Here is a 24,314-nt window from a genome sequence, read left to right as displayed (position 1 = left end):
GGACATCATGCCAATCAACATCACCATGCCGGCGCTCTCTCCGACGATGGAAGAGGGCAACCTGTCAAAATGGCTGGTCAAGGAAGGCGATAAGGTTTCGCCAGGCGACGTGATCGCCGAGATCGAGACCGACAAGGCGACGATGGAAGTCGAAGCCGTCGATGAAGGCACGGTCGCCAAGCTGGTGGTTCCGGCCGGCACCGAAGGCGTCAAGGTCAACGCGCTGATCGCCATCCTGGCTGGCGAGGGCGAGGATGCCGGCGCCGCGGCCAAGAGCGGTGGCAGCGCCGCGCCAAAGGCCGAAGCGCCGAAAGCGGACGCTCCGAAGGCCGAAGCCCCCAAGGAAGCACCCAAGCCGGCCGCGGTGCCTGCGCCGGCGAAGGCCGAGCCCGCTCCCGTCGCCAACGGCCACGCCACCGGCGACCGCGTCTTCGCGTCGCCGCTGGCTCGCCGCATCGCCAAGGATGCGGGCGTGGATGTTTCCGCCGTGACCGGCACCGGCCCGCATGGCCGCGTCGTCAAGGCCGATGTCGAAGCGGCGATCTCTTCCGGCGGCGCGAAATCTGCCCCCGCTGCGAAAGCGCCCGCCGGTGCCCCTGGCGCGACTCCGGTGCCGGCACCCAAGCCGATGTCGGACGACCAGGTGCTGAAGCTTTTCGCCGAAGGCTCCTACGAGCTTGTGCCGCATGACAACATGCGCAAGACCATCGCGCGCCGCCTGGTCGAGGCGAAGTCCACCATCCCGCATTTCTATCTGACGCTGGATTGCGAGCTCGATGCGCTCTTGGCGCTGCGCACGCAGCTCAATGCCGCCGCCCCGATGAGGAAGACCGACAAGGGCGAGGTTCCGGCCTACAAGCTTTCGGTCAACGACATGGTGATCAAGGCCATGGCCATGGCGCTGATGGCGGTGCCGGATGCCAACGCCTCCTGGACCGAGAACGCCATGGTCAAGCACAAGCATGCCGATGTCGGCGTCGCCGTGTCGATCCCCGGCGGCCTGATCACGCCGATCATTCGGCACGCGGACGAAAAGACGCTGTCCGTCATCTCCAACGAGATGAAGGACCTGGCCAGCCGTGCCCGCAGCCGCAAGCTGAAGCCGGAAGAATATCAGGGCGGCACGACGGCGGTGTCCAATCTCGGCATGTTCGGCATCAAGGACTTTGCCGCCGTCATCAACCCGCCGCATGCGACGATCCTGGCGGTCGGCGCGGGCGAGGAGCGGGCGGTGGTGAAGAAGGGCGAGATCAAGATAGCCACCGTGATGTCGGTGACGCTCTCGACCGACCATCGCGCGGTCGACGGCGCGCTCGGCGCCGAACTGCTCGGCGCCTTCAAGCGCATGATCGAAAACCCGATGGGCATGCTGGTGTAGGACGGGAAAAGGCGGTGCGGAAATTCTTCACCGGCCTTTCGCCTTGTTCTTTCCGCCGGGCGGATCGCGCGCAGGCGGCCTGGTCGACCGGTGACGGCAGGGGTGTGGCAAAAGCATGAAGACGATTCTCTGCTACGGCGACTCTCTCACCTGGGGCTATGACGCCGCCAGCCTCGGGCGCCATGCGCTGCAGGACCGCTGGCCGAGCGTGCTCGGGGCCGAGCTCGGCGACGATATCCAGATCATCGCCGAAGGACTTAACGGCCGCACCACGGCCTTCGACGACCATCTGGCCGGTGTGGACCGCAATGGCGCCCGTGTGCTGCCGACGATCCTGACCAGCCACGCGCCGCTCGACCTGATCATCATCATGCTTGGCGCCAACGACATGAAGCCATGGATCCACGGCAATCCGGTCGCAGCCAAACAGGGCATCCAGCGCCTGATCGACATCGTGCGCGGCCATGACTACCCGTTCGACTGGCCGGCGCCGCAGATCCTGATCGTCGCGCCACCGGCGGTGACGCGCACCGACAATGCCGAGTTCAAGGAGATGTTCGCCGGCGGCGACGACGCCTCCAAGCGTCTGGCGCCGCAATATTCGGCACTGGCCGACGAGGCTGGCTGCGGCTTCTTCGACGCCGGCACGGTGGCCGTCACCACGCCGCTTGACGGCGTCCATCTCGATGCCGAGAACACCCGCAACATCGGCAAGGCGCTGGTGCCGCTCGTGCGCGTGATGCTCTCACTCTAACCTTCAGAAAGTTCAGGGAGAAAACCCCGTGGCTGAATCCTACGACGTCATCATCATCGGCTCAGGCCCCGGCGGCTATGTCACGGCGGTGCGTTCCGCCCAGCTCGGCTTCAAGACGGCGATCGTCGAGCGTGAGCATCTGGGCGGCATCTGCCTCAACTGGGGCTGCATCCCCACCAAGGCGCTGCTGCGCTCGGCCGAGGTCATGCATTATTCGGACCACCTCAGGGATTATGGCCTTAAGCTCGAAGGCGGCAAGGTCAGCCCCGACACCGCCGCCGTGGTCGACCGTTCGCGAAAAGTATCGCTCAGGCTGAACACTGGCGTCGGCTTCCTGATGAAGAAGAACAAGGTCGATGTCATCTGGGGCGAGGCGAAGCTGTCTAAGCCCGGTGAGGTCGTCGTCTCGAAGACGGCCAAGAAGGCGATGGAACCGCAGCCGCCGGTGCCGAAAGGCGTCAAGGGCGAGGGCACCTACACCGCCAAGCACATCATCCTGGCGACCGGCGCCAGGCCGCGCGCGCTGCCCGGCATCGAGCCGGACGGCAAGCTGATCTGGACCTATTTCGAGGCGATGGTGCCGAAGGAGATGCCGAAGTCGCTGCTGGTGATGGGCTCAGGCGCCATCGGCATCGAATTCGCCTCCTTCTACCGCACCATGGGCGCCGACGTGACGGTGGTCGAGCTGCTGCCGCAGGTCATGCCCGTCGAGGACGCCGAAGTTTCGAAATTCGCGCAGAAGCAGTTCGAGAAACAGGGGATGAAGATTATCCTCGAAGCCAAGGTGACCAAGGTCGAGAAGGGCGCCAACTCGGTCACGGCGCATGTCGAGATGAAGGACGGCAAGGTCGAGAAGATCACCGCCGACCGCATGATCTCGGCCGTCGGCGTGCAGGGCAACATCGAGAATCTCGGCCTCGAGACGCTCGGCGTGAAGACGGACCGCGGATGCGTCGTCGTCGACGGCTATGGCAAGACCAATGTGCCGGGCGTCTACGCCATCGGCGACGTCGCCGGACCGCCGATGCTCGCCCACAAGGCTGAGCATGAGGGCGTCGTCTGCATCGAGAAGATCGCCAACTTCCCGGGTGTGCACGCCATCGACAAGCTGAAGATCCCCGGCTGCACCTATTGCAGCCCGCAGGTCGCCTCCGTCGGCCTGACCGAAGCCAAGGCCAAAGCCGAAGGCAGGGACATCCGCGTCGGCCGCTTCCCCTTCAGCGCCAACGGCAAGGCCATCGCGCTCGGCGAGGACCAGGGCTTCGTCAAGACCATCTTCGACAAGAAGACCGGCCAGCTTCTCGGCGCGCATATGGTGGGCGCCGAGGTGACCGAGCTCATCCAGGGTTTTGTCGTGGCGATGAACCTGGAGACCACCGAGGAAGAGCTGATGCACACGATCTTCCCGCATCCGACGCTGTCGGAGATGATGAAGGAGAGCGTGCTCGACGCCTATGGCCGTGCTTTGAACGCATGATGGGTCACCAACCGGTGACAAATCGCCGACCGGTGGTAGATGGCCAATCCGTGCTAGATTGGTCGGGTGAGACTCACACGCGGCAGCCGGAGAAAGCTGCCGGCAAGGCAGTTCGTATCCGGATGCATTTTCACCTGATCGAGGAGGAACTGGCACATGCATTTGAATGGCGTCGGCTGGATCGCAGCCATCATCGTCGGCGGCTTGGCGGGCTGGCTCGCCGAGATGGTCATGAAAAGCAACACTGGCATCTTCATGAACATCATCATGGGCATCGTCGGCGCGATCGTGCTGAACGCGATCCTGCAGGCTCTCAACATCCAGTCGTTCGGCGTCGGCTGGGTCGCCTATCTGATCACCGGCTTCATTGGCGCCTGCCTGCTGATCTTCGTCGGGCGACTCGTTCGCCGCTGAGCAAAAGCCGTTATGCGAAACGGCCGTGGCGGCATGCGCTGCCCCGGCCTTTTTCTTTGCCGCGAAAAGTCCTAGATGACGGAAGACAGCCGGCCGTAGAAATCGCGGCCGCGAAGGGTTTGAGATGGTCACAGTCGTAGACACGATCGCCAACCGGCCGCGCCCGCGGCATCCTGAGAAGGCGCACCGGCCCGACCAGGAGGTGCTGCGCAAGCCCGACTGGATCCGCGTCAAGGCGCCGGTCTCCAAGGGCTATTCCGAGACGCGCGAGATCGTGAAGTCGCACAAGCTGGTGACGGTGTGCGAGGAGGCCGGCTGCCCGAATATCGGCGAATGCTGGGACAAGAAGCACGCCACCTTCATGATCATGGGCGAGATCTGCACGCGCGCCTGCGCCTTCTGCAACGTCGCGACGGGCATCCCGACCGCGCTCGATCCGGATGAGCCCGCCCGTGTCGCGCATGCGGTCAAGCAGATGGGGCTGAGCCATGTCGTCATCACCTCGGTCGACCGCGACGATCTGGCCGACGGCGGCGCGCAGCATTTCGCCGACGTCATCCGCGCCATCCGCGCGGCGACGCCCTCGACAACGATCGAGATCCTGACGCCCGACTTCCTGCGCAAGGACGGCGCGCTGGAGATCGTCGTCGCCGCCAAGCCCGACGTCTTCAACCACAATCTCGAAACCGTTCCGTCGAACTACCTGACGGTCCGTCCGGGCGCACGTTACTTCCACTCGATCCGGCTCTTGCAGCGCGTGAAAGAACTCGACCCGTCGATCTTCACCAAATCCGGCATCATGGTCGGCCTCGGCGAGGAGCGGAACGAGGTGCTGCAGCTGATGGACGATCTGCGGTCGGCCAATGTCGACTTCATGACCATCGGCCAGTACCTGCAGCCCTCGAAGAAGCACCATCCGGTGATCCGCTTCATTCCGCCGGACGAGTTCAAGTCCTACGAGACGATCGGCAAGACCAAGGGTTTCCTGCTCGTGGCATCGAGCCCGCTGACGCGTTCCTCGCATCATGCCGGCGAGGATTTCGCCAGGCTGCGCGCGGCGCGCGAGGCGCAGCTCGCGAAGGCCAGCTGACTTTCAATGCCGAAATTCGAGGCGACACGCCGCGTCGCGCATACACCGCAAGAGATGTTCGCGCTGGTGGCGGACATCGAGGCCTACCCGCAATTCCTGCCGCTCTGTGAATCGCTCACCGTGCGCTCGCGCAAGGAGCGGGACGGCCGCACCATCCTGGTTGCCGACATGAGCATCGGCTACAAGGCGATCCGCGAGACCTTCACGACACAGGTGCTGCTGAAGCCCGACGAGAACGCCATCGACGTCAAATACGTCGACGGCCCGTTCAAATATCTCAGCAACATCTGGCGCTTCGACCCAGCCGATGGCGGCTGCGAGGTGCATTTCTTCATCGACTATGAATTCAAGAGCCGCATTCTCGGCGCGCTGATGGGCACGATGTTCGACCGCGCCTTCCGCATGTTCTCGGAAGCCTTCGAGAAGCGCGCCGATGTCATATATGGCGCGAAGCCGGCCTAACTTTCGCCGAGCGCGCGCAAGCCGAGTTGCAGCGCGTGCCGCACCGTCTCGTGCCGGATGAATTCGCGGCCCTTCTGGCCGAACAGCTGCTGTTCGGCGGCAATCGGCTGTCCGGCCAATCCGATCCCGAACCAGACAAGGCCCACCGGCTTGTCCGCCGAGCCGCCGCTCGGACCGGCAATGCCGGTGACGGCGAGCGACAGGCTTGCCCGCGAATGCGCCAGCGCGCCGGCCGCCATCTCCAGCACTGTCTCGCGCGCGACGGCGCCATGCGCGTTCAGCGTGGCGGCGGAAACGCCGAGCATTTCCATCTTGGCTTCGTTGGAATAGGTGATGAAGCCACGATCGACCACGGCGGACGATCCGGCGATGTCGGTCAGCGCGGCAATGATCAGGCCGCCGGTGCAGCTTTCGGCCGTCGCCAGCATGATGCCGCGCTGTTGACAGGCCTGGAGCAAAGCGATGGCAAGTTCGGCGTTGCTCATGCCGGAACCTCTCCTGGATAGACGACGGAGGCCGTGGCGATCGCGGCGATGCCTTCGCCGCGCCCGACAAAGCCGAGCTTCTCGTTGGTCGTTGCCTTGATCGAGATGCGCTCGGGCGCGATGCCGAGCATGGCCGAAAGCGCCTCCGTCATCGCCACGCGATGCGGCCCGACGCGCGGCGCCTCGCAGATCAGCGTGATGTCGGCATTGGCGATGCGGCCGCCGCGCTCGCGCACCAGCTTGGCCGCGTGCTCGACGAAGATCCTCGAGGCCGCACCCTTCCATTGCGGGTCCGATGGCGGGAAGTGCGTGCCGATGTCGCCGGCGCCGCAGGTGGCAAGCAGCGCGTCGGTCAGCGCATGCAGCCCGACATCGGCATCCGAATGGCCGGAGAGCTTGCGGTCATAGGGAATGGCGACGCCGCAGAGCGTGACATGGTCGCCGGGCTCGAACGCATGCACATCGTAGCCATTGCCGGTGCGAATATCGGGGAAGCGCTGCTGCGCGCTTGAGAGCCGCTCGTCGGCCAATGCAATGTCCCTTGCCCAGGTGAGTTTGACGTTGTCCGGCGATCCGGGAACGATCTTGACCGGTATCTGCGCCCATTCGGCGATCGCCGCGTCATCGGTGAACTCGGTCTTGCCCAGATGATGCGCCTTCTCATGCGCCGCAAGCAGCGGCCAGAACGGAAAACCCTGCGGCGTCTGCGCCGCATGGAGGCCGGCCCTCGACACCGTCTCGTCGATCATGCCGGTGGCCGATTCCCGCTTCAGCGTATCGGCGACGGGCAGTGCCGGCAGGGCGCCGTGGCGCTCCCCGATGGCCTCGATGGTGCGATCGATCAGCCCGGCATCGACGAACGGGCGCACGGCGTCATGCACAAGCACCTTTTCGGGTGCCTGATCCCTCAGCGCGAGGAGGCCGAGCCGGACGGAGGCCTGGCGCGACGGGCCACCGATGACAGTGATGAGACGTTCGGCGTGTGCCCCCGCGGCGCGTTGCAACAGCTCGGCATCGTCGGCGTGGATGGCGACAACAACCGGGCCGATCAACGGATGCGAAAGAAAGATATCCAGAGTATGGGCGATAACGGCCCGGCCGCCGATGCGCTGATATTGCTTCGGACCGTCGGCTTGACCGGCACGCGCGCCACGGCCGGCGGCGACGATCACCACTCCGATCCCGCCGCCTGGGGACGCCGCTTGCTTTTCGCTTGCCTCGCTCATTCCGATCGGTCCTAGTCGGGGTGATGGCCGAAGGCCAGCATTTTCCAAAATGCGCCTTAATGTGACGTCATTGCGCGTTGCACAACGCCGCACTTCTGGCTAGAGAATGTGCAACGATCGAACATGCTTGGTTTTTGTGCATGGCTGAACTGACCACATTGGCATCGCCACTTGATGTCGGCGGGGTAAAAATCCACAATCGGGTTTTCCTCGCGCCGATGTCGGGCATCACCGACGAGCCGTTCCGGCGGCGCGCCCACGCGCATGGCGCGGGGCTGGTCGTGTCGGAAATGGTGGCGAGCGGCGAACTGGCCAAGGGCAGGGCGGGCTGCGACCTGCGTATACGTCATTCCGGCCTGCCGGTACATATGGTGCAACTGGCCGGCCGCGAGGCCGCCCATATGGGCGAGGCCGCGCGAATCGCGGCGGGCGAGGGCGCCGATATCATCGACATCAACATGGGCTGCCCGGCGAAGAAGGTGACCGGCGGCTATGCCGGCTCGGCGCTGATGCGCGACCTCGACCATGCGCTGTCCCTGATCGAGGCGGTGGTCGGCGCCGTTTCGGTGCCGGTGACGGTCAAGATGCGGCTGGGCTGGGACGAAAGCGCTCTCAACGCCCCGATGCTGGCGCGCCGCGCCGAACAGGCCGGCGTCAGCATGGTGACCGTGCATGGCCGCACGCGCTGCCAGTTCTATCAGGGCAAGGCCGACTGGCGCGCCATCGCGCGCGTCAAGCAAGCCGTCTCGATCCCGGTGGTGGCGAATGGCGATGTCGGCTCGCCTGAGGAAGCAGCGGCGATCCTCAAACTTTCCGGCGCCGACGCGGTGATGATCGGCCGCGCACATTACGGCGCGCCGTGGATCGCCGGCGGCATTGCGGCAGTCGCGGCAGCCGCAAACACACGGGGAATTCCACTGACGCCGCAAGAGTTAACCGATTACGTCGTCTCTCATTACGAGGACATGCTCGCGCTCTACGGCGTCGAAAGCGGGCTGCGCCAGGCGCGCAAGCATCTCGGCTGGTATCTTGACCGCCATGCTCCAGGTGTTTGCGCCGAGCAGCGCAAACGTATCCTCACATCGTTCGAACCGGCCAAAGTCGTCGCCGGATTGCGCCGCGTATTCACCGACAGCTTGCCGTCGGACAGCCTGCGGAGCGCTGCATGAAAGCCGATGCCCCGCAGCAGGTGGCGGACGCCGCCAACATCGTGCTCAACACCATCCGCCGCCCGGTAATCATGGTCGATCCCGACGGCTTCATCACTTTCGCCAATGCGGATGCCGAGGATTTCTTCCGCTCCAGCGCGACCATGCTTGCCCGCAACACGCTGTCCAAGCTGGTGCCCTTCGGCAGCCCGTTGCTGACGCTTGTCGACCAGGTGCGCGAGCGCCGCGCGCCGGTCAATGAATACCGCGTCGACGTCTCGTCGCCGCGCCTCGGCATCGAGAAGATGGTCGATCTCTATGTCGCGCCTGTGCCGGAGTTTCCGGGTTCCGTCGTCGTGATGTTCCAGGAACGGTCGATGGCCGACAAGATCGACCGCCAGATGACGCATCGGGGTGCTGCGCGCTCCGTCACCGGCCTGGCCGCCATGCTGGCCCACGAAATCAAGAACCCGCTGTCCGGCATCAGGGGCGCGGCGCAGTTGCTCGAACTGTCGGCTTCCGACGAGGACCGGGCGCTCACCCGCCTGATCACGGACGAAACCGACCGCATCGTCTCGCTGGTCGACCGTATGGAAGTGTTTTCGGACGAGCGGCCGATCGAGCGCTATCCCGTCAACATTCACGTCGTCCTGGATCATGTGAAGGCTATCGCCAAGAACGGTTTTGCTAGGCGAATCAAGATCTTGGAAGAATACGATCCATCACTGCCTCCGGTCTTCGCCAACCGTGATCAGCTGATCCAGGTCTTCCTCAACCTGGTCAAGAACGCCGCCGAGGCGATCGGCGCCGACCCGCAGGGCGAGATTGTGCTGTCGACGGCATTTCGTCCCGGCATCCGCGTTTCCGTGCCTGGAACGCAGGACCGCGTCTCGCTGCCGCTGGAATTCTGCGTGCACGACAACGGTCCCGGCGTATCGGAAGACATCCTGCCGATCCTCTTCGATCCGTTCATCACCACCAAGCCGAATGGCTCCGGCCTCGGGCTGGCGCTGGTCGCCAAGATCGTCGGCGAGCATGGCGGCATCATAGAATGCGATTCGACGGCGCGGGGCACAACGTTCCGCGTCCTGATGCCGGCCTGGAAGGAGACTTCGCCCGGCTCAGGCGATGAAGCAGAAGGAGACCGCAAATGAGCGTTCGCGGCAATATTCTGGTCGCCGACGACGATGCGGCCATCCGCACCGTGCTCAACCAGGCTCTGTCGCGCGTCGGCCACGAAGTGCGCGTCACCTCGAACGCCTCGACGCTGTGGCGCTGGGTCGCGGCTGGCGAAGGCGATCTGGTCATCACCGACGTGGTGATGCCGGACGAAAACGCCTTCGACATGCTGCCGCGCATCAAGAAAGCGCGGCCCGAGCTGCCGGTCATCGTCATGAGCGCCCAGAACACGTTCATGACCGCTATCCGCGCGTCCGAGACGGGCGCCTACGAATATCTGCCGAAGCCGTTCGACCTCACCGAGCTGCTCAACATCGTCAACCGGGCGCTGTCCGAGCCGAAGCGGCCGAAGCTCGACGCGCGCGCGGAGGACCAGCCGGAAACAATGCCGCTGGTCGGCCGCTCCGCCGCCATGCAGGACATCTACCGCATGCTGGCGCGCATGATGCAGACCGATCTCACGGTCATGATCAGCGGCGAATCCGGCACCGGCAAGGAGCTGGTGGCGCGCGCCCTGCACGAATATGGCCGACGCCGCGGCGGCCCGTTCGTGGCCATCAACATGGCGGCTATTCCGCGCGACCTCATCGAATCGGAACTGTTCGGCCACGAGAAGGGCGCCTTCACCGGCGCGCAGAACCGTTCCAGCGGCCGATTCGAGCAGGCGGAGGGCGGCACGCTGTTTCTCGACGAAATCGGTGATATGCCGATGGAAGCGCAGACCCGGCTGCTGCGCGTCCTGCAGCAGGGTGAATACACGACGGTCGGCGGACGCACGCCGATCAAGACCGACGTGCGCATCGTCGCGGCCACCAACAAGGACCTGCGCACGCTGATCAATCAGGGCCTCTTCCGCGAAGACCTGTTCTATCGCCTCAATGTCGTGCCGCTGAGGCTGCCGGCGCTGCGCGAGCGTTCCGAGGACATTCCCGACCTGGTGCGGCACTTCTTCAAGCAGGGCGCCAGCGAGGGCCTGCAGACCAAGCGGATTTCGTCCGGCGGCATCGAGCTCATGAAGCGCTATCCCTGGCCGGGCAATGTGCGCGAGCTGGAAAACCTGGTGCGCCGGCTGGCCGCCCTCTACTCGCAGGACGAGATTTCGTCGGAGATCATAGAGTCCGAGCTCAAGACCGGCGAGCGGCCGGTCGTGCCGGACGGCGGCGCGCTCATCCCCGACGATCTGTCGATCGGCCAGGCGGTCGAGCATTTCCTGCAGCGCTATTTCGCCTCCTTCGCCGGTGAATTGCCCCCGTCGGGACTTTACCAGCGCATTCTTGCCGAGGTCGAATATCCGCTGGTGCTGGCTTCGATGACGGCGACGCGCGGCAACCAGATCAAGGCGGCGGAGCTTTTGGGGCTCAACCGCAACACGCTGCGCAAGAAGATCCGCGAGCTTGGCGTCAACGTATACAAGTCGTCCAGGCAGCCATAGCGCAGCCTCGTGCTTGCGATAATTGGCGAATTGACGGGGGAAAGATTTCGTCCTCGGCCACACTTGTTGCATAATCGCCACAATGCGTTGCATACATCCGACGCAATGACCGACTCTGTACCGCGACATGGCAGCTGAGGCTCCGACCCTGAACCAACCGCTTTTCAGCCAGGCTGGCACACGTGACGGCCGACGGCTGCTGGCGCTGCCCGGCGTGGTGGCCATCGCCGGCGCGGTGATCACGGCGGCAATCTCGTTTGCTATCCTGGTCGGCGCAACGCCGATCGCGCCGACCGCCGACACGACCTGGGCGCTCGTCGCGGCCAATGCCGTCTTCGTTGTGTTCCTGATCGCGCTGATCGCCCGCGAGGTGCGCCGCATCGTCCTGGCGCGGCGCCACGGCAGGGCCGCCTCGCGGCTGCATGTGCGCATCGTCGCGATGTTCGCGCTGGTTGCCGCTATCCCGGCCATCATGGTGGCGATCATCGCCTCGATCACACTCGACATCGGCCTAGACCGCTGGTTCGAGATCCGCACCAAGACGATCGTCAACTCATCGCTGTCGATCGCCGACGCCTATGTGCAGGAGAACGCGCGCAACCTGCAGGGCACGACATTGTCGATGGCATACGATCTCGATGCCTCGCGCACGCTCTACGGCCTCGACCAGGGTGGGTTCCTCGATCTGCTGAACAAGGAAGCCGTTGGACGCGGACTGGCTCATGCGGCCCTGATCAAGCCCGACGGCTCGTTCGTCATGAACGCCAAGACCGATTCCGATTTCCCGATGCCGGAGCCACCCTCGGGCGCCGTCGAGACCGCGTCCGGCGGCAAGCCGGTTCTGATAGAGCCGCGCACCCGCAACATCATGGGCGCCATCATCAAGCTGCGCGAGATCGAAGGGCTTTACCTCTACACGATCCGGCTGGTCGATCCCGACGTGATCAAGGCGCGCCAGATCGTCAAGGCCAACACCGACGAATACCGCAATCTGGAAGACAACCGCCGGACCTCGCAGGTCGCCTTTGCGCTGCCTTATCTGTCGCTCACGCTGATCATCATCCTGTCGGCGATCTGGACCGGCATCGCCGTCGCCGACCGGATCGTGCGGCCGATCCGCCAGCTGATTGGCGCCGCCGACGAGGTGGCCACCGGCAATCTCGACGTCGCCGTGCCCGTGCGCCAGTCCGACGGCGACGTCGCCTCGCTGGGCGATACCTTCAACAACATGATCCTTGAGCTCAAATCGCAACGCAATGAGCTCCTTTCGGCCAAGGATCTGATCGACGAACGCCGGCGTTTCTCCGAGGCGGTGCTGGCCGGCGTCACCGCCGGCGTCATCGGCGTCGATCCCTACGGCATCATCACCATCGTCAATCGCTCGGCCGAAACCATGCTGGCGATTTCGGCAAGTGCGACGCTCGGCCAGAACCTTTCGGCGGTCCTGCCCCTTGTCGGCCGGGTCTTTGAGATCGGACGCCAGTCGGGCAAGCCGGTCTACCGCGAGCAGGTGACCTTCTTCCGCGCGGGCCTGGAGCGCACCTTCAACGTCCAGGTCACCGTCGAGTCCGGCGACGACGGCGAGGAAGAGAAATCGTACGTGGTCACGGTCGACGACATCACCGATCTCGTCCAGGCGCAGCGTTCTTCGGCCTGGGCGGATGTGGCGCGACGGATCGCGCATGAGATCAAGAACCCCCTGACGCCGATCCAGCTCTCGGCCGAGCGCATCAGGCGCCGCTACGGCAAGGTCATCACCGAGGATCGCGAGGTCTTCGACCAGTGCACCGACACCATCATCCGCCAGGTTGAGGACATCGGCCGCATGGTCGACGAATTCTCGGCCTTCGCCCGCATGCCGAAGCCGGAGATGAAGGCGATCGACCTGCGTGAGTCGCTGCGCGAGGCCTCCTTCCTGGTCGAGGTCAGCCGCCCCGACATCGCCTTCGAGCGCGATTTCGGCAGCGAGCCGTTGAAGGGCACTTTCGACAGCCGCTTGATGGCGCAGGCCTTCGGCAACGTCATCAAGAACGCCGCCGAGGCGATCGATGGACTTGATCCGGCAGATCGTTCGGACGGCACAATCCGGATTCAAGCCGGGCGCCAAGATGGCGCCATACGAATCGACGTTATCGACAACGGCAAGGGGCTGCCGCGCGAGAATCGCCAAAGGCTTCTCGAGCCCTATATGACGACGCGCGAGAAGGGGACCGGGCTCGGCCTCGCTATCGTCAAGAAGATTGTGGAGGACCATGGCGGCCGTCTCGAATTGCACGACGCGCCAGCGGATTTCCATGGTGGCCGGGGCGCGATGATCTCGATCATCCTGCCGCCGGCGACGGTCGTAGCCGCGCCGCCACGCGGTGAAGGTCGAAACGAACACGAACGAGAAACTGAAAAGGTCGGTAATGGCGTCTGACATTCTCATAGTCGATGACGAGGAAGACATCCGCGAACTTGTCGCCGGTATCCTGAGCGACGAGGGTCATGAAACCCGTACGGCGCATGACGCCGACAGCGCGCTTGCGGCGATCGCCGACCGCGCGCCGCGGCTGATTTTCCTCGACATCTGGCTGCAGGGCTCTCGCCTCGACGGCCTGGCGCTGCTCGACGAGATCAAGACCATGCACCCGAACATGCCGGTCGTGATGATCTCCGGCCATGGCAACATCGAAACGGCGGTGTCGGCCATCCGACGCGGCGCCTACGACTTCATCGAGAAGCCGTTCAAGGCCGATCGCCTCATCCTGATCGCCGAGCGCGCTCTGGAGACGTCCAAGCTGCGGCGCGAGGTATCCGACCTCAAGCAGCGCAGCGGCGAGACCTTCGATCTGATCGGCATGTCGTCGGCCATGAGCCAGCTGCGGCAAACCATCGAACGCGTCGCGCCGACCAACAGCCGCGTCATGATCGTCGGCCCGTCCGGCTCCGGCAAGGAGCTGACGGCGCGCGCCATCCACGCCCTGTCATCGCGCAAGGCCGGCCCGTTCGTGACGCTGAGCGCGGCCACCATCACGCCCGAGCGTATGGAAATCGAACTGTTCGGCACCGAATCGAACGGCACCGAGCGCAAGGTCGGTGCGCTGGAGGAAGCGCATCGCGGCATCCTCTATATCGACGAAGTCGCCGACATGCCGCGCGAAACGCAAAACAAGATCCTGCGTGTGCTGGTCGAGCAGCAGTTCGAGCGGGTAGGCGGCACCAAGCGCGTCAAGGTCGATGTCCGCATCATCTCCTCCACCTCGCAAAACCTGGAGGCGATGATCGCCGACGGCCGCTTCCGTGAGGACCTCTACCACCGCTTGGCGGTGGTTCCGGTCATGGTGCCCGGGCTTGCCGAGCGGCGCGAGGACATTCCCTATCTCGTCGACAATTTCATGAAGCAGATCGCACGCCAGGCCGGCATCAAGCCGCGCCGCATCGGCGACGATGCGCTTGCCGTGCTGCAGGCCCACAACTGGCCGGGCAACGTTCGCCAGCTGCGCAACAATGTCGAGCGGTTGATGATCCTGGCGCGAGGGGAAAATCCCGATGCTCCGATCACCGCCGACCTTCTGCCCTCCGAGATCGGCGACGTGATGCCACGCACGCCCAATCAGTCGGACCAGCACATAATGGCGCTGCCGTTGCGCGAGGCGCGCGAGCAATTCGAGAAGGACTATCTGATCGCCCAGATAAACCGCTTCGGCGGCAACATCTCGAAGACGGCCGAGTTCATCGGCATGGAGCGGTCGGCCCTGCATCGCAAGCTGAAGTCGCTAGGCGTGTAAAAGCAATTCCAGGAAAAGTGCGTAGCGGTTTTTCCGCCCGGAAATTCGTAAGACTCCCGGAGCTGGCTTGGCCCACGCGATTGTTCATTACGGCCGGGGCGGAATCGCCTAAGAAAGCCCGATATTTCCCTGAGGATGCCCATGCCGCGCATTGCCTATGTCAACGGGCGCTATGTCGTCCATTCCCAAGCCAGCGTCCATATCGAGGACCGCGGCTACCAGTTCGCCGACGGCGTCTATGAGGTCTGCGAGGTGTCGCGCGGCCATATCGTCGACATGCCGCGCCATCTTGCCCGGCTCGAGCGCTCGCTAAAGGAACTGTCGATCGCCTGGCCGGTATCGGAAGGCGTGCTGCCGCTGCTTCTGCGCGAGGTGGTCAACCGCAACGGCGTGGTCAACGGCCTTGTCTATGTGCAGGTGACGCGCGGCGTCGCCAGCCGCGAGTTCGTTTTTCCGCCGGCAGGCACGAAATCTTCCCTGGTCATAACCGCCAGGAAAGCCGATCCGGCGGCGAATGCGAAGCGGGTGGAGGCCGGCATCAAGGTCATCACCGTGCCTGAGAATCGCTGGGACCGCGTCGACATCAAGAGCACGGGCCTTTTGCCCAATGTGCTTGCCAAGCAGAAGGCCAAGGAAGCCGGCGCCCAGGAAGCCTGGTTCGTCGACGGCGATGGCAACGTCAAGGAAGGCGGCTCGTCAAACGCCTGGATTGTCACAAGGGACGGCGTCCTGGTGACCCGGCCGGCCGAGCACGGCATCCTGCGCGGCATCACCCGCACGACGCTTTTCGATGTCGCCGCCAAGCTCGGGCTCAAGATCGAGGAGCGCGGTTTTTCGGTCACTGAGGCCAAGGCTGCCAGGGAGGCGTTCATCAGTTCGGCAACCACAATCGCCATGCCGGTGGTCGAAATCGACGGTGCGCCAATCGCAAATGGCTATCCTGGCTCTATGACACTTTCGTTGCGGCAGGCTTTTTTTGACGTTGCGGAAAAAAGTCCAGCCTGATAACCGCACAACTGGAGTTAACCTCAACTATCTCGTTCTGCTTGCCTTTGTATCGGCAAGAGGGGGTTTGCGCGCTTGACACGTGCCGCGTAATTTGGCGCATTGGCTGCAAACCGAAGGGGATCGGCGAAAGACAAGAAAAATGGCGGAACGATCGCAAAACCTTCAGGACCTGTTCCTGAATTCAGTTCGCAAGAGCAAAAATCCACTTACCATCTTCCTCATCAACGGCGTGAAGCTGACCGGCGTCGTCACTTCGTTCGACAATTTTTGTGTGTTGTTGCGGCGTGACGGGCACTCCCAGCTCGTCTACAAGCACGCCATTTCCACGATCATGCCGAGCCAGCCGGTTCAGATGTTCGATGGCGAGGAAAGCCAGGGCGCCTGATTGGCACGTGATAAGGACGCGGACCGCAGCGTTCGCGGAAAACAAGGACATCAACTCGGGCCGGAAGCCAAGGATCCGACCCGGGCCGTCGTCATTGTGCCGGTGCTTACCCGCCAGCCGCGCGGCGACGATGAGTCGAGCCGCCCGCGGCTGAGCCGCTCGGCCGATGCCCGCCACGATGAAGCGGTCGGGCTAGCAAGCGCCATCGACCTCAACCCGGTCCACACCGCGGTGGTGACGGTCGCCGACCCGCGGCCGGCCACGCTGCTCGGCAGCGGCAAGGTGGCCGAGTTCGCCGACATCGTGAAAGAACGCAAGGCGGAGCTGGTCATTGTCGACCATCCGCTGACGCCGGTTCAGCAGCGCAATCTCGAAAAGGAGCTGAACGCCAAGGTGCTCGACCGTACCGGGCTCATTCTCGAGATCTTCGGCGAGCGGGCGCGCACCAAGGAAGGCACGCTGCAGGTCGAGCTTGCGCATCTCAACTACCAGAAGGGCCGGCTGGTGCGCAGTTGGACCCACCTCGAACGGCAGCGCGGCGGCGCCGGTTTCCTCGGCGGCCCCGGCGAAACCCAGATCGAATCCGACCGCCGCATCCTGCAGGACAAGATCACCAAGCTGAAGCACGAGCTGGAAACGGTGCGGCGCACGCGCGACCTGCACCGCGCCAAGCGCAAGAAGGTGCCTTTTCCGGTGGTGGCGATCGTCGGCTACACCAATGCCGGCAAGTCGACGCTGTTCAACCGGCTGACCGGGGCAGGGGTGCTGGCCGAGGACATGCTGTTCGCCACGCTCGACCCCACCTTGCGGCGCGTGCGGCTGCCGCACGGCACGCCGATCATCCTGTCGGATACGGTCGGCTTCATCTCCGACCTGCCGACGCATCTGGTGGCCGCCTTCCGGGCGACGCTGGAAGAGGTGGTCGAGGCCGATCTGGTGCTGCACCTGCGCGACATCTCCGATCCGGACACGGCGGCCCAGGCTGAGGATGTCGAACGCATCCTTGCCGATCTCGGCGTCGACGCCGCCGACACGAACCGCGTGATCGAGGTCTGGAACAAGATCGACCTGCTCGACGAAGGCAATCGCGAGCGGCTGCTTGCGGAGGGCGCGAGCGGCAAGTCGCCGCCGATCGCGATTTCGGCGGTGACCGGCGAGGGACTGGACACGCTGAAGGCGCTCATCGAGACGCGCGTGTCGGGCGAGCTGGAAACGATGACGGTGACGTTGAGCCCGGCCCAGCTCGGCCAGGTCGACTGGCTGTACCGCAATGGCGACATCGTTTCGCGCACCGACAATGAGGACGGCAGCGTCACTCTCTCGCTCACGGCCACGCACAGCGCCCGGCAGGAGATCGAGAGCCGCCTGCATCGTAAGAACGGCAGCTAACCGGCTGATTACCTGGCGCTTTTGGCTTGCTGCCAGAGCGCTTCCATCTCGTCGAGCGTCGCCTTCTCGAGCGAACCGCCCGAAGCCGCCAGGGCCTGCTCGACATAGTGGAAGCGGGAGCGGAACTTTTCATTGGTGCCGTTGAGCGCCGCTTCCGAATCGAGCTTGAGATGGCGGCCGAGATTGACGATGGCAAACAACATGTCGCCGAACTCGTCCTTGATCGGCGCGGCATCCCCCGTGGTGAGCGCTTCGCGCAATTCGCCGATTTCCTCCTCGATTTTGTCCAGGATGGGGGCAGCCTCGCTCCAATCGAAGCCGACGCGCGCTGCCTTCTCCTGCAGCTTGAGCGCGCGTGTCAGGGCAGGGAGCGCCACCGGAACGCTGTCGAGATAACCCTTGCCGTGATCTTCCGGATCGAGCCCGCGCGCGATGCGGGCACTGCGCTTTTCAGCCTTCTCCTCAGCCTTGATCTTCTCCCACATGCCCTTGGCCATGCCGGCGCTGCGCGCCTTCTCATCGCCGAAGACGTGCGGATGGCGGCGGATCATCTTGATGGTGATGGCCTCGACGACATCACCGAAAGCGAACTCTCCGATCTCCTCGGCCATCTGCGCATGGTAGACGACCTGCAGCAGCAGATCGCCCAGTTCCTCGCGCAGGTCGTCGAAATCGCCGCGCGCGATCGCGTCGGCCACTTCATAGGCTTCCTCGATCGTGTAGGGCGCGATGGTCGAAAAGTTCTGCTCGATATCCCACGGGCAGCCGGTCTTCGGCGCGCGCAACGCGGCCATGATCTCGATCAGCCGGGAAATGTCTTTCGAGGGTTTCATGGCCTCAAGCTAGCGCGCGGCCCGCAAGTCGGCCATCCCGGCGGCTCGCCGGCGTGACTTGTCCACAGCTGTCGCGGGCTTCAGTCGAGCACTGAGACGATCGCCTTTGCGAGATCGTCCATGCCGTCCTCGGGCAGGCCGGCCACGTTGATGCGGCTGTCACCGACCATATAGACGGCGTGCTCGGTGCGCAGGCGCTCGACCTGTGCCTCCGTCAGTCCGAGGCGGGAGAACATGCCACGATGGCTGGCGACGAAATCGAAGCGGTCCGAGTTGGACTGCCGGCGCAACGCTTCGGCGAAGGCGACGCGGAGCCTCAGCATGCGCAGCCGCATCTCCTCGAGCTCCGTCTCCCAATCTTTCCTCAGGCCGGCGTCTTCCAGCACCATGCGCACCGCCGCGGCGCCATGATCCGGCGGCATCGAATAAAGCGCCCGCGCCGCCGCCAGCATCTGGCTCATCGCCACATCGGCCTGCGCGCCGTCCTTGGCCATGATCATCGCAGCCCCCACGCGGTCGCGATAGACGGCGAAATTCTTCGAGCAGCTCGAAGCGACAACCATCTCCGGCACCTTGTCGGCCAAGAGCCGCAGACCCGCGGCATCGGCGTCCAGGCCCTCGCCAAATCCCTGATAGGCGATGTCGACGAAAGGCAGCAGGCCGCGCTCCAGGAGAACGTCGGCGACCTTCGCCCACTGATCGAGATCGAGATTGGCGCCGGTCGGGTTGTGGCAGCAGCCATGCAGCAGCACGACATCGCCGCTGTTGGCAGTCCTGAGCGTTGCCAGCATGTCGTCGAAGCGCACAGCGCCGGAGGCGGCATCGAAATAGGGATAGTTGCGAACCTCAAGGCCGGCGGCCCGCATCACGGGCGGATGGTTCGGCCAGGTCGGGTCGGAAAGCCACACCGTCGCACCGGGACGCGTGCGCTGCAGCAGCTCTGCCACCAGCCTGAGCGCGCCGGAGCCGCCCGGCGCCTGTGCGGCGCGGATGCGCGAACGGTCGGACTTCTCGCCAAAGGCGAGATTGATCATGGCGGCGTTGAAGCCGGTGTCGCCGGCAAGGCCGAGATAGGTCTTGGTGTCCTGGCTCGCCAGCAGCCGCTTCTCGGCCTCGCGCACGGCGCGCATCACCGGCGTCTTGCCGTCGATGTCCTTGTAGACGCCGACGCCGAGGTCGACTTTGCCCGGACGTGGATCGTTGCGGTAGAGGCCGATCAGGGCAAGGATCTTGTCGGCGGCCGCGGGCTGCAGGGTCTCGAACATCGAAAAGGACTCCAATGGCGGCGGAGTGATACGCAAATCGATCCCGCCGCGCCAGCGGTTTCCTCAGCGCGCCGCCGATGCCTAAAGAAAATGCCGGGCAGGGGATTAAATTCCCTACATGCTCCGTAAACAGGGCATGAAACGGTCGATGGCACGCTTCGATATTGTCGGGCAGTTGGGCTCGCTGCGGCGTTACGCGCGCTCGCTGACGCGCGACAGCACTGATGCCGAGGATCTTGTCCATGACGCGCTGGTGCGCGCCTATGAGCGGCGCGCAACCTTTCGCTCGGGCGGTAATCTGCGCGCCTGGCTCTTGGCGATCGTGCACAACATCTTCATCGACCGCATGCGCTCGCGCCGCTCCGAGACGGCGCGCATCGAACAGGCCGGCCTGGTCGCCGACCAGAGCGTGCCGGCCTCGCAGGACCATTCCGTGCGCCTGTCGCAGGTCCGGGAAGCGTTTCTTTCGCTCCCCGAGGAACAGCGCTCCGCGCTCCATCTCGTCGCCATCGAGGGGCTGTCCTATCAGCAGGCGGCGGAGGTCATCGGCGTGCCGCTCGGAACCTTGATGTCGCGCATCGGCCGCGCGCGCGCCGCGCTGCGCGAGATGGAGGAGGGCGCGCCGCAGAAAGCCAAGCCGCATCTCAGGATCGTGGGAGACGATCAATGACCGTCATTGTCGACCCCGTAACCGATGCCGATCTCGACGCCTATGTCGACGACCAGTTGGATGTCGCCCGCCGCATCGAGGTCGAGGCGCACCTCGCCGCGCGCCCGGAAGCGGCGGCGCGCGTGATGTCGGACCTGAGGACGCGCGACGAACTGCGCGTCGCGCTTGCCGGACCTGTCGGCACGGCGCGTCCGGCCACGACCGAAGCGGCGCGGCGGCTGGAAAGGGCCCTTGCCAGGGGGCGTATGCTTGCCGTGCTGCAGCGCGCCGCGGCGGCGGCCGTGCTGGTCGCGGCAGGCTGGCTTGCCAACGGCATCTTTGGGCCAATCGCGGTGACCAAGGTGGTCGCCTCGACGCAGCCGCCGGCCTATGTCGAGGATGCGGTGAGAGCGCACCGGACGACCTTGATGCGCGAGACAATGCCGTCGCAGCGGGAAGCGCCGGGCTATGATGCCGACGAGATCCGCGCGGCCACCGCAATCGTCATGCCGTCGCTGCCCGACGACTGGAAGATCCGCGACGTCCAGGTCTATCCCTCGCAATTCGGGCCGAGCGTCGAGATGGCGGTCCAGACCGAGGACCTCGGCCTTGTCTCGCTGTTCGCCATCAGGCCGGGCACGTTCGACGTCGTGAAGCCGACGGTCGCGCCCGCCGACGACATTTCAACCGCCTATTTCCAGATCGGCGAGGTCGCCTATGCGGTGGTCGGGCGCGGCGACGCCGGCAGCCTCGACCGTGCCGCCGAGAAACTCGCCAGAACTCTCTACTGAGAACCAAGGAGAACCAAATGAACAGCCCCAATCTGGGATACCGAATGGGCACCGGCGTCCAGGCCGGAGCCGTCTATGACGAGGGCCTGCGCAAGCACATGCTGCGCGTCTACAACTATATGGGCCTCGGTCTCGTCGTCACCGGCCTCGTCGCCTTCTTCGTGGCCTCGACGCCGGCGCTCTACGTGCCGATCTTCTCCAGCCCGCTGAAATGGGTGGTGATGTTGGCGCCGCTCGCCTTCGTCATGCTCTTCTCGTTCAAGATGCAGACCATGTCGGCGGCGAGCGCGCAGACGATGTTCTGGGCCTTCTGCGCCGTCATGGGCTTGTCGCTCGCCTCGGTGTTCCTGCTCTTCACCTCGACCAGCATCGCGCGCACCTTCTTCATCGCCGCCACGATGTTCGGCGCCACCAGCCTTTACGGCTACACGACCAGGCGCGACCTGACGCAGTTCTCGTCCTTCTTGATCATGGGCCTGATCGGCGTGGTGATCGCCAGCCTCGTCAACCTGTTCCTCGGCTCGACCGCGCTGCAATTCGCCATCTCGGTGATCGGCATCGCCGTCTTCGTCGGCCTCACCGCCTGGGACACGCAGACCATCAAGGAGCAGTATGCGGAGAATTTCGATGCCGAATCGCAGCAGAAGCTCGCCGTCTTCGGCGCCTTCTCGCTGTATCTGAACTTCATCAACATCTTCCAGCTGCTCCTGAATTTCACCGGCGAGCGCGAATAGCCCGGGCCGTAGCAGGCAACACTGACCTCGGCGTGGCCGGAGGGAAACCTCCGGCCATTTTTGTCGACCGCGCCCAAAGCGTCCACGACCAAGGTGGATCTGCTTGCCGTGCTTGAGTTCACGCGCGCCCTTTTGCTAGCCTGCCGGCCCAACCAGCCAGCCAAGAGGACGCAATGGAACAGGTGACGCTTCACGCTGACGGGATCTCGGCGACCGTCGTCGGGCAGGGGGCCGAGCTGGTCTCGCTACGCGATGGCGACGGCACCGAGCTTCTGTGGCAGGCAGGCCCCGCCTGGCGGCGCCACTCGCCGGTCCTGTTTCCGATCGTCGGCCGGCTGAAGGGCGATCAGCTGCGCCATCGCGGTCAAACCTATCCGATGACGCAGCATGGCTTTGCCCGCGACCGGCGCTTTGCCTGGGCGGAGAAGGGGCCGACCTCCTGCACATTGGTGCTGTCGGATGACGCCGAAACGCGGACGCACTACCCCTTCGCCTTCCGCATCGCCATCGGCTACGAGCTGAAACCCCGGCAGCTCGGCGTGACCTTCGAGATCACCAACACCGGCGACGAGCCGCTGCCGGCCTCGATCGGCGCGCATCCGGCCTTTAACTGGCCGCTGCTGCCGGAATTGCCCAAGGAAGCCTATCAGCTGACCTTCGCCAAGGATGAAGCTGCGCCCGTCCGCCGCCTGAAGGACGGCCTGCTGCTGCCGAACCCACTACCGACGCCGGTCGAGGGAAAGACGCTGCCGCTGTCCGAAAAATTGTTCGTCGACGACGCCGTCATCCTCGACAAGCCGGCCAGCACCAGCGTGCGCTACACCGCCGAGCGCGGGCCGGCGATCGAGATGTCGTGGCAAGGCTTCAACGAGCTGGGCATCTGGTCCAAGCCCGGCGGCGCGCCTTTCCTGTGCATCGAGCCCTGGCACGGTATCGCCAGTCCCGCCGATTTCGACGCCGAGTTCGCCGACAAGCCGGGTGTCATGCTGATCGAACCGGGCGCCCGGCGCGTCCTGAGCTACCGGATCGGCCTCAGCCGGGAACTGTAGGGCATGGCATACGCCATCAAGACCGGGGTCGAGGACACGCGGGCGAGAACGTTTCGTCTTCGCCGCCCAGAAGACCATGTATGGCGGCAAGCGCATTGCCGAAGGCGACGTCGTCTTCCTGTTCGCCAGCGAGAACGAAGGCGGGCAGGGGCTGATCGCGCGCGGCCTCGTGACCTCATCAGAGGCCACACCCAGGCATCCCGATCTCGAACGGCAGATGCCGCGGGTCAGTGTCTCAGTCCGCCGTACCGCCCTGGCGACGAAACGGCTGGGCCGCAATGAGCTCAAGCGCTTCAGGGACTGGAAGGACGGCCGGCCCGAGACCGAGCTCAATTTCAAATTCTACCGCCAGGCGACGAACAAGATCGTCGACATCTCGGACGCGACGGCGGCATTTCTCGAAGGGTTTCTCTAGCTCCGGTTTCTTCCGATGCTAGCCCTCCAAGCGCGGCTGCCGCACGATCGCAGCTATCGCGTTGACGAGAAGCCTCGAAGCGGTCAGCGCTGACAGGCCATCAATGTCAGCGGGAGGGTAGAACTCGACAAGGTCGAATCCAGCGATCCTGGCCCGCTTGCCGAGGCCCGCGATCAGGTCGATCGCTTGCGTGTAGGTGAGGCCGCCAGGCGTGCGCGCCGCCACGCCCTGCATGATCGAGAGATCGAGGCTGTCGCAGTCTAGGGTGACGACGACACGCGCTCCTTCCGGAATGTGGCGCAAAGCGGCTTCGACGCCATGGGCGTGAACTTCCCGCGCGGTGACGAAGCGGCTGCCATAGCGCCGCGCCGCTTCGATTTCGGCGGGACGTGCGCTGCCGACGCTGCGCAGGCCGACCTGCACCATGCCGGCGACATGCCGCATCTCGCTCGCCCGGCGCATCGGGCTTGAATAGCCGTAGCGTTCGCCATGCACCTCGTCACGCCAGTCGATATGGGCGTCGATCTGCAAGACCCAGACCGGCCCGTGTTCGCCAAAACCAGCAAGGAAGGGGATGGTGGCGGAACAATCGCTGCCGAGCAGGATCGGCACGGCCGCCATCAACAGCACCTCGCGCGTCTTCGCCTCGATCCGGCTCCTGTTGCCGGCATTGTCATGCATGGCTGTTGCGACGTTGCCACCATCGACACAGCAGACCGGCCGGCCGGCGAACAGCGGACCGCCGAGGTCGAAATCCCAATGCTCGACGAGCGGGGCATCCTCCTGGCTCGCTCGGCGGATGGCGTCGGCTGCCGAGGCGTCGCCACCATTGTGCCCGCCGGGATAAGCGGTGCAGTGATCTGCCCCGAAAATCACCGCGGCAAGTGCCCGTCGGCGAGGCGATCGGGAAAGCCGAGAAAGGAAGCGGTCATTTTCTGGATGCTTTCGTTGTTGCGCCGCAGCGCGCGACAGTCTGGGGTA

The 24,314-nt window shown here is 64.6% G+C and carries 23 protein-coding genes and 1 pseudogene; 19 read left to right on the top strand and 5 right to left on the bottom strand.

Features of this window, described 5'->3' with window-relative positions; translation table 11 throughout:
- Positions 1-7 precede the first annotated feature (7 nt).
- From EJ069_RS08965 to EJ069_RS08940, 6 genes are all read left to right on the top strand, one after another.
- Positions 8-1,378, top strand: coding sequence for a pyruvate dehydrogenase complex dihydrolipoamide acetyltransferase (locus tag EJ069_RS08965; RefSeq protein ID WP_126060995.1), 1,371 nt, complete (start codon positions 8-10; stop codon positions 1,376-1,378).
- A 115-nt stretch (positions 1,379-1,493) separates the two neighbouring features.
- A complete protein-coding gene (locus tag EJ069_RS08960; RefSeq protein ID WP_126060994.1) occupies positions 1,494-2,132 on the top strand; it encodes an SGNH/GDSL hydrolase family protein in 639 nt (212 codons plus the stop codon).
- 28 nt (positions 2,133-2,160) lie between these two features.
- Positions 2,161-3,609, top strand: a complete 1,449-nt coding sequence (lpdA, locus tag EJ069_RS08955) for a dihydrolipoyl dehydrogenase (protein WP_126060993.1) — start codon at positions 2,161-2,163, stop codon at positions 3,607-3,609.
- Between the two features lie 156 nt (positions 3,610-3,765).
- Positions 3,766-4,023: a GlsB/YeaQ/YmgE family stress response membrane protein gene (locus tag EJ069_RS08950; RefSeq protein ID WP_042642286.1), complete on the top strand. Its 258-nt coding sequence runs from the start codon at positions 3,766-3,768 to the stop codon at positions 4,021-4,023.
- A gap of 124 nt (positions 4,024-4,147) precedes the next feature.
- A complete protein-coding gene (gene lipA, locus EJ069_RS08945; RefSeq protein ID WP_042642288.1) occupies positions 4,148-5,113 on the top strand; it encodes a lipoyl synthase in 966 nt (321 codons plus the stop codon).
- A gap of 6 nt (positions 5,114-5,119) precedes the next feature.
- Entirely contained in the window at positions 5,120-5,575 is a 456-nt protein-coding gene (locus tag EJ069_RS08940) for a type II toxin-antitoxin system RatA family toxin (protein WP_126060992.1), read from the top strand.
- Here EJ069_RS08940 and EJ069_RS08935 read toward each other — a convergent pair.
- Both EJ069_RS08935 and EJ069_RS08930 read right to left on the bottom strand, forming a co-directional pair.
- Complete coding sequence (locus tag EJ069_RS08935) at positions 5,572-6,060, bottom strand: CinA family protein (RefSeq protein WP_126060991.1); 489 nt, start codon at positions 6,058-6,060, stop codon at positions 5,572-5,574. The two genes, EJ069_RS08940 and EJ069_RS08935, sit on opposite strands and share 4 nt — an antisense overlap.
- Complete coding sequence (locus EJ069_RS08930; RefSeq protein WP_126060990.1) at positions 6,057-7,286, bottom strand: bifunctional 2-C-methyl-D-erythritol 4-phosphate cytidylyltransferase/2-C-methyl-D-erythritol 2,4-cyclodiphosphate synthase; 1,230 nt, start codon at positions 7,284-7,286, stop codon at positions 6,057-6,059. Before EJ069_RS08930 ends, EJ069_RS08935 begins: the two co-directional genes overlap by 4 nt.
- A 140-nt stretch (positions 7,287-7,426) precedes the next feature.
- Between EJ069_RS08930 and dusB the strand changes: the two genes are divergently transcribed.
- The 8 genes from dusB to hflX all read left to right on the top strand — a co-directional run bounded on the left by dusB (position 7,427) and on the right by hflX (position 17,597).
- Entirely contained in the window at positions 7,427-8,455 is a 1,029-nt protein-coding gene (gene dusB / locus EJ069_RS08925; protein WP_126060989.1) for a tRNA dihydrouridine synthase DusB, read from the top strand.
- Positions 8,452-9,588 carry a nitrogen regulation protein NR(II) gene (locus EJ069_RS08920; protein WP_126060988.1) on the top strand — a complete coding sequence of 379 codons (1,137 nt, stop codon included), beginning with the start codon at positions 8,452-8,454 and terminating at the stop codon, positions 9,586-9,588. Before dusB ends, EJ069_RS08920 begins: the two co-directional genes overlap by 4 nt.
- A complete protein-coding gene (ntrC, locus tag EJ069_RS08915; RefSeq protein ID WP_042642300.1) occupies positions 9,585-11,045 on the top strand; it encodes a nitrogen regulation protein NR(I) in 1,461 nt (486 codons plus the stop codon). The genes EJ069_RS08920 and ntrC overlap by 4 nt, the downstream gene beginning before the upstream one ends.
- 127 nt (positions 11,046-11,172) lie before the next feature.
- The gene (locus EJ069_RS08910) at positions 11,173-13,464 is read left to right on the top strand and encodes a PAS domain-containing sensor histidine kinase (RefSeq protein WP_126060987.1); all 2,292 of its coding nucleotides are present in this window, start codon (positions 11,173-11,175) and stop codon (positions 13,462-13,464) included.
- Positions 13,454-14,815, top strand: a complete 1,362-nt coding sequence (locus EJ069_RS08905) for a sigma-54 dependent transcriptional regulator (RefSeq protein WP_042642304.1) — start codon at positions 13,454-13,456, stop codon at positions 14,813-14,815. The genes EJ069_RS08910 and EJ069_RS08905 overlap by 11 nt, the downstream gene beginning before the upstream one ends.
- Positions 14,816-14,956: 141 nt before the next feature.
- Entirely contained in the window at positions 14,957-15,820 is an 864-nt protein-coding gene (locus EJ069_RS08900; protein ID WP_126060986.1) for a D-amino-acid transaminase, read from the top strand.
- Between the two features lie 142 nt (positions 15,821-15,962).
- On the top strand, positions 15,963-16,208 hold the full coding sequence (hfq, locus tag EJ069_RS08895; RefSeq protein ID WP_006202172.1) for an RNA chaperone Hfq: 246 nt from the start codon (positions 15,963-15,965) through the stop codon (positions 16,206-16,208).
- Positions 16,209-17,597, top strand: a complete 1,389-nt coding sequence (hflX, locus tag EJ069_RS08890; protein ID WP_126060985.1) for a GTPase HflX — start codon at positions 16,209-16,211, stop codon at positions 17,595-17,597.
- An 8-nt stretch (positions 17,598-17,605) separates the two neighbouring features.
- Here the strand turns inward: hflX and mazG are convergent, their stop codons facing one another.
- Both mazG and EJ069_RS08880 read right to left on the bottom strand, forming a co-directional pair.
- Positions 17,606-18,430 carry a nucleoside triphosphate pyrophosphohydrolase gene (gene mazG / locus EJ069_RS08885; RefSeq protein WP_126060984.1) on the bottom strand — a complete coding sequence of 275 codons (825 nt, stop codon included), beginning with the start codon at positions 18,428-18,430 and terminating at the stop codon, positions 17,606-17,608.
- Between the two features lie 80 nt (positions 18,431-18,510).
- Positions 18,511-19,695, bottom strand: a complete 1,185-nt coding sequence (locus EJ069_RS08880; protein WP_126060983.1) for an amino acid aminotransferase — start codon at positions 19,693-19,695, stop codon at positions 18,511-18,513.
- Between the two features lie 148 nt (positions 19,696-19,843).
- Between EJ069_RS08880 and EJ069_RS08875 the strand changes: the two genes are divergently transcribed.
- The 5 genes from EJ069_RS08875 (at position 19,844) to EJ069_RS08855 (ending at position 23,333) form a co-directional block, all read left to right on the top strand.
- Positions 19,844-20,365 carry a sigma-70 family RNA polymerase sigma factor gene (locus tag EJ069_RS08875; RefSeq protein ID WP_245456484.1) on the top strand — a complete coding sequence of 174 codons (522 nt, stop codon included), beginning with the start codon at positions 19,844-19,846 and terminating at the stop codon, positions 20,363-20,365.
- The gene (locus EJ069_RS08870; RefSeq protein ID WP_126060981.1) at positions 20,362-21,135 is read left to right on the top strand and encodes an anti-sigma factor; all 774 of its coding nucleotides are present in this window, start codon (positions 20,362-20,364) and stop codon (positions 21,133-21,135) included. The genes EJ069_RS08875 and EJ069_RS08870 overlap by 4 nt, the downstream gene beginning before the upstream one ends.
- 17 nt (positions 21,136-21,152) lie before the next feature.
- The gene (locus tag EJ069_RS08865) at positions 21,153-21,869 is read left to right on the top strand and encodes a Bax inhibitor-1/YccA family protein (RefSeq protein ID WP_126060980.1); all 717 of its coding nucleotides are present in this window, start codon (positions 21,153-21,155) and stop codon (positions 21,867-21,869) included.
- A 173-nt stretch (positions 21,870-22,042) separates the two neighbouring features.
- Positions 22,043-22,918, top strand: a complete 876-nt coding sequence (locus tag EJ069_RS08860; RefSeq protein ID WP_126060979.1) for an aldose 1-epimerase family protein — start codon at positions 22,043-22,045, stop codon at positions 22,916-22,918.
- Between the two features lie 76 nt (positions 22,919-22,994).
- Entirely contained in the window at positions 22,995-23,333 is a 339-nt protein-coding gene (locus EJ069_RS08855; protein WP_245456483.1) for a hypothetical protein, read from the top strand.
- An 18-nt stretch (positions 23,334-23,351) separates the two neighbouring features.
- On the opposite strand, the pseudogene EJ069_RS08850 reads toward EJ069_RS08855, so the two are convergent.
- Positions 23,352-24,265: pseudogene (locus EJ069_RS08850) on the bottom strand (agmatinase).
- Positions 24,266-24,314 lie beyond the last annotated feature (49 nt).

This window comes from Mesorhizobium sp. M2A.F.Ca.ET.043.05.1.1, from assembly GCF_003952445.1.
Taxonomy (GTDB): Bacteria; Pseudomonadota; Alphaproteobacteria; order Rhizobiales; family Rhizobiaceae; genus Mesorhizobium.
Note: the sequence above shows the minus strand (reverse complement) of the source record. Positions and strands in the feature narration are given on the sequence as shown.

What these genes read in the sequence shown, in the direction of transcription:
- EJ069_RS08860 (WP_126060979.1), top strand. Translation starts at nt 22,043, where the DNA reads ATGGAACAGGTGACGCTTCACGCTGACGGGATCTCGGCGACCGTCGTC.
- EJ069_RS08865 (WP_126060980.1), top strand. Translation starts at nt 21,153, where the DNA reads ATGAACAGCCCCAATCTGGGATACCGAATGGGCACCGGCGTCCAGGCC.
- EJ069_RS08930 (WP_126060990.1), bottom strand. Translation starts at nt 7,286, where the DNA reads ATGAGCGAGGCAAGCGAAAAGCAAGCGGCGTCCCCAGGCGGCGGGATC.
- hfq (WP_006202172.1), top strand. Translation starts at nt 15,963, where the DNA reads ATGGCGGAACGATCGCAAAACCTTCAGGACCTGTTCCTGAATTCAGTT.
- EJ069_RS08910 (WP_126060987.1), top strand. Translation starts at nt 11,173, where the DNA reads ATGGCAGCTGAGGCTCCGACCCTGAACCAACCGCTTTTCAGCCAGGCT.
- dusB (WP_126060989.1), top strand. Translation starts at nt 7,427, where the DNA reads ATGGCTGAACTGACCACATTGGCATCGCCACTTGATGTCGGCGGGGTA.
- EJ069_RS08940 (WP_126060992.1), top strand. Translation starts at nt 5,120, where the DNA reads ATGCCGAAATTCGAGGCGACACGCCGCGTCGCGCATACACCGCAAGAG.
- EJ069_RS08875 (WP_245456484.1), top strand. Translation starts at nt 19,844, where the DNA reads ATGGCACGCTTCGATATTGTCGGGCAGTTGGGCTCGCTGCGGCGTTAC.
- EJ069_RS08965 (WP_126060995.1), top strand. Translation starts at nt 8, where the DNA reads ATGCCAATCAACATCACCATGCCGGCGCTCTCTCCGACGATGGAAGAG.
- ntrC (WP_042642300.1), top strand. Translation starts at nt 9,585, where the DNA reads ATGAGCGTTCGCGGCAATATTCTGGTCGCCGACGACGATGCGGCCATC.
- EJ069_RS08960 (WP_126060994.1), top strand. Translation starts at nt 1,494, where the DNA reads ATGAAGACGATTCTCTGCTACGGCGACTCTCTCACCTGGGGCTATGAC.
- EJ069_RS08950 (WP_042642286.1), top strand. Translation starts at nt 3,766, where the DNA reads ATGCATTTGAATGGCGTCGGCTGGATCGCAGCCATCATCGTCGGCGGC.
- mazG (WP_126060984.1), bottom strand. Translation starts at nt 18,430, where the DNA reads ATGAAACCCTCGAAAGACATTTCCCGGCTGATCGAGATCATGGCCGCG.
- EJ069_RS08855 (WP_245456483.1), top strand. Translation starts at nt 22,995, where the DNA reads ATGTATGGCGGCAAGCGCATTGCCGAAGGCGACGTCGTCTTCCTGTTC.
- EJ069_RS08920 (WP_126060988.1), top strand. Translation starts at nt 8,452, where the DNA reads ATGAAAGCCGATGCCCCGCAGCAGGTGGCGGACGCCGCCAACATCGTG.
- EJ069_RS08880 (WP_126060983.1), bottom strand. Translation starts at nt 19,695, where the DNA reads ATGTTCGAGACCCTGCAGCCCGCGGCCGCCGACAAGATCCTTGCCCTG.
- lipA (WP_042642288.1), top strand. Translation starts at nt 4,148, where the DNA reads ATGGTCACAGTCGTAGACACGATCGCCAACCGGCCGCGCCCGCGGCAT.
- EJ069_RS08870 (WP_126060981.1), top strand. Translation starts at nt 20,362, where the DNA reads ATGACCGTCATTGTCGACCCCGTAACCGATGCCGATCTCGACGCCTAT.
- EJ069_RS08935 (WP_126060991.1), bottom strand. Translation starts at nt 6,060, where the DNA reads ATGAGCAACGCCGAACTTGCCATCGCTTTGCTCCAGGCCTGTCAACAG.
- EJ069_RS08905 (WP_042642304.1), top strand. Translation starts at nt 13,454, where the DNA reads ATGGCGTCTGACATTCTCATAGTCGATGACGAGGAAGACATCCGCGAA.
- EJ069_RS08900 (WP_126060986.1), top strand. Translation starts at nt 14,957, where the DNA reads ATGCCGCGCATTGCCTATGTCAACGGGCGCTATGTCGTCCATTCCCAA.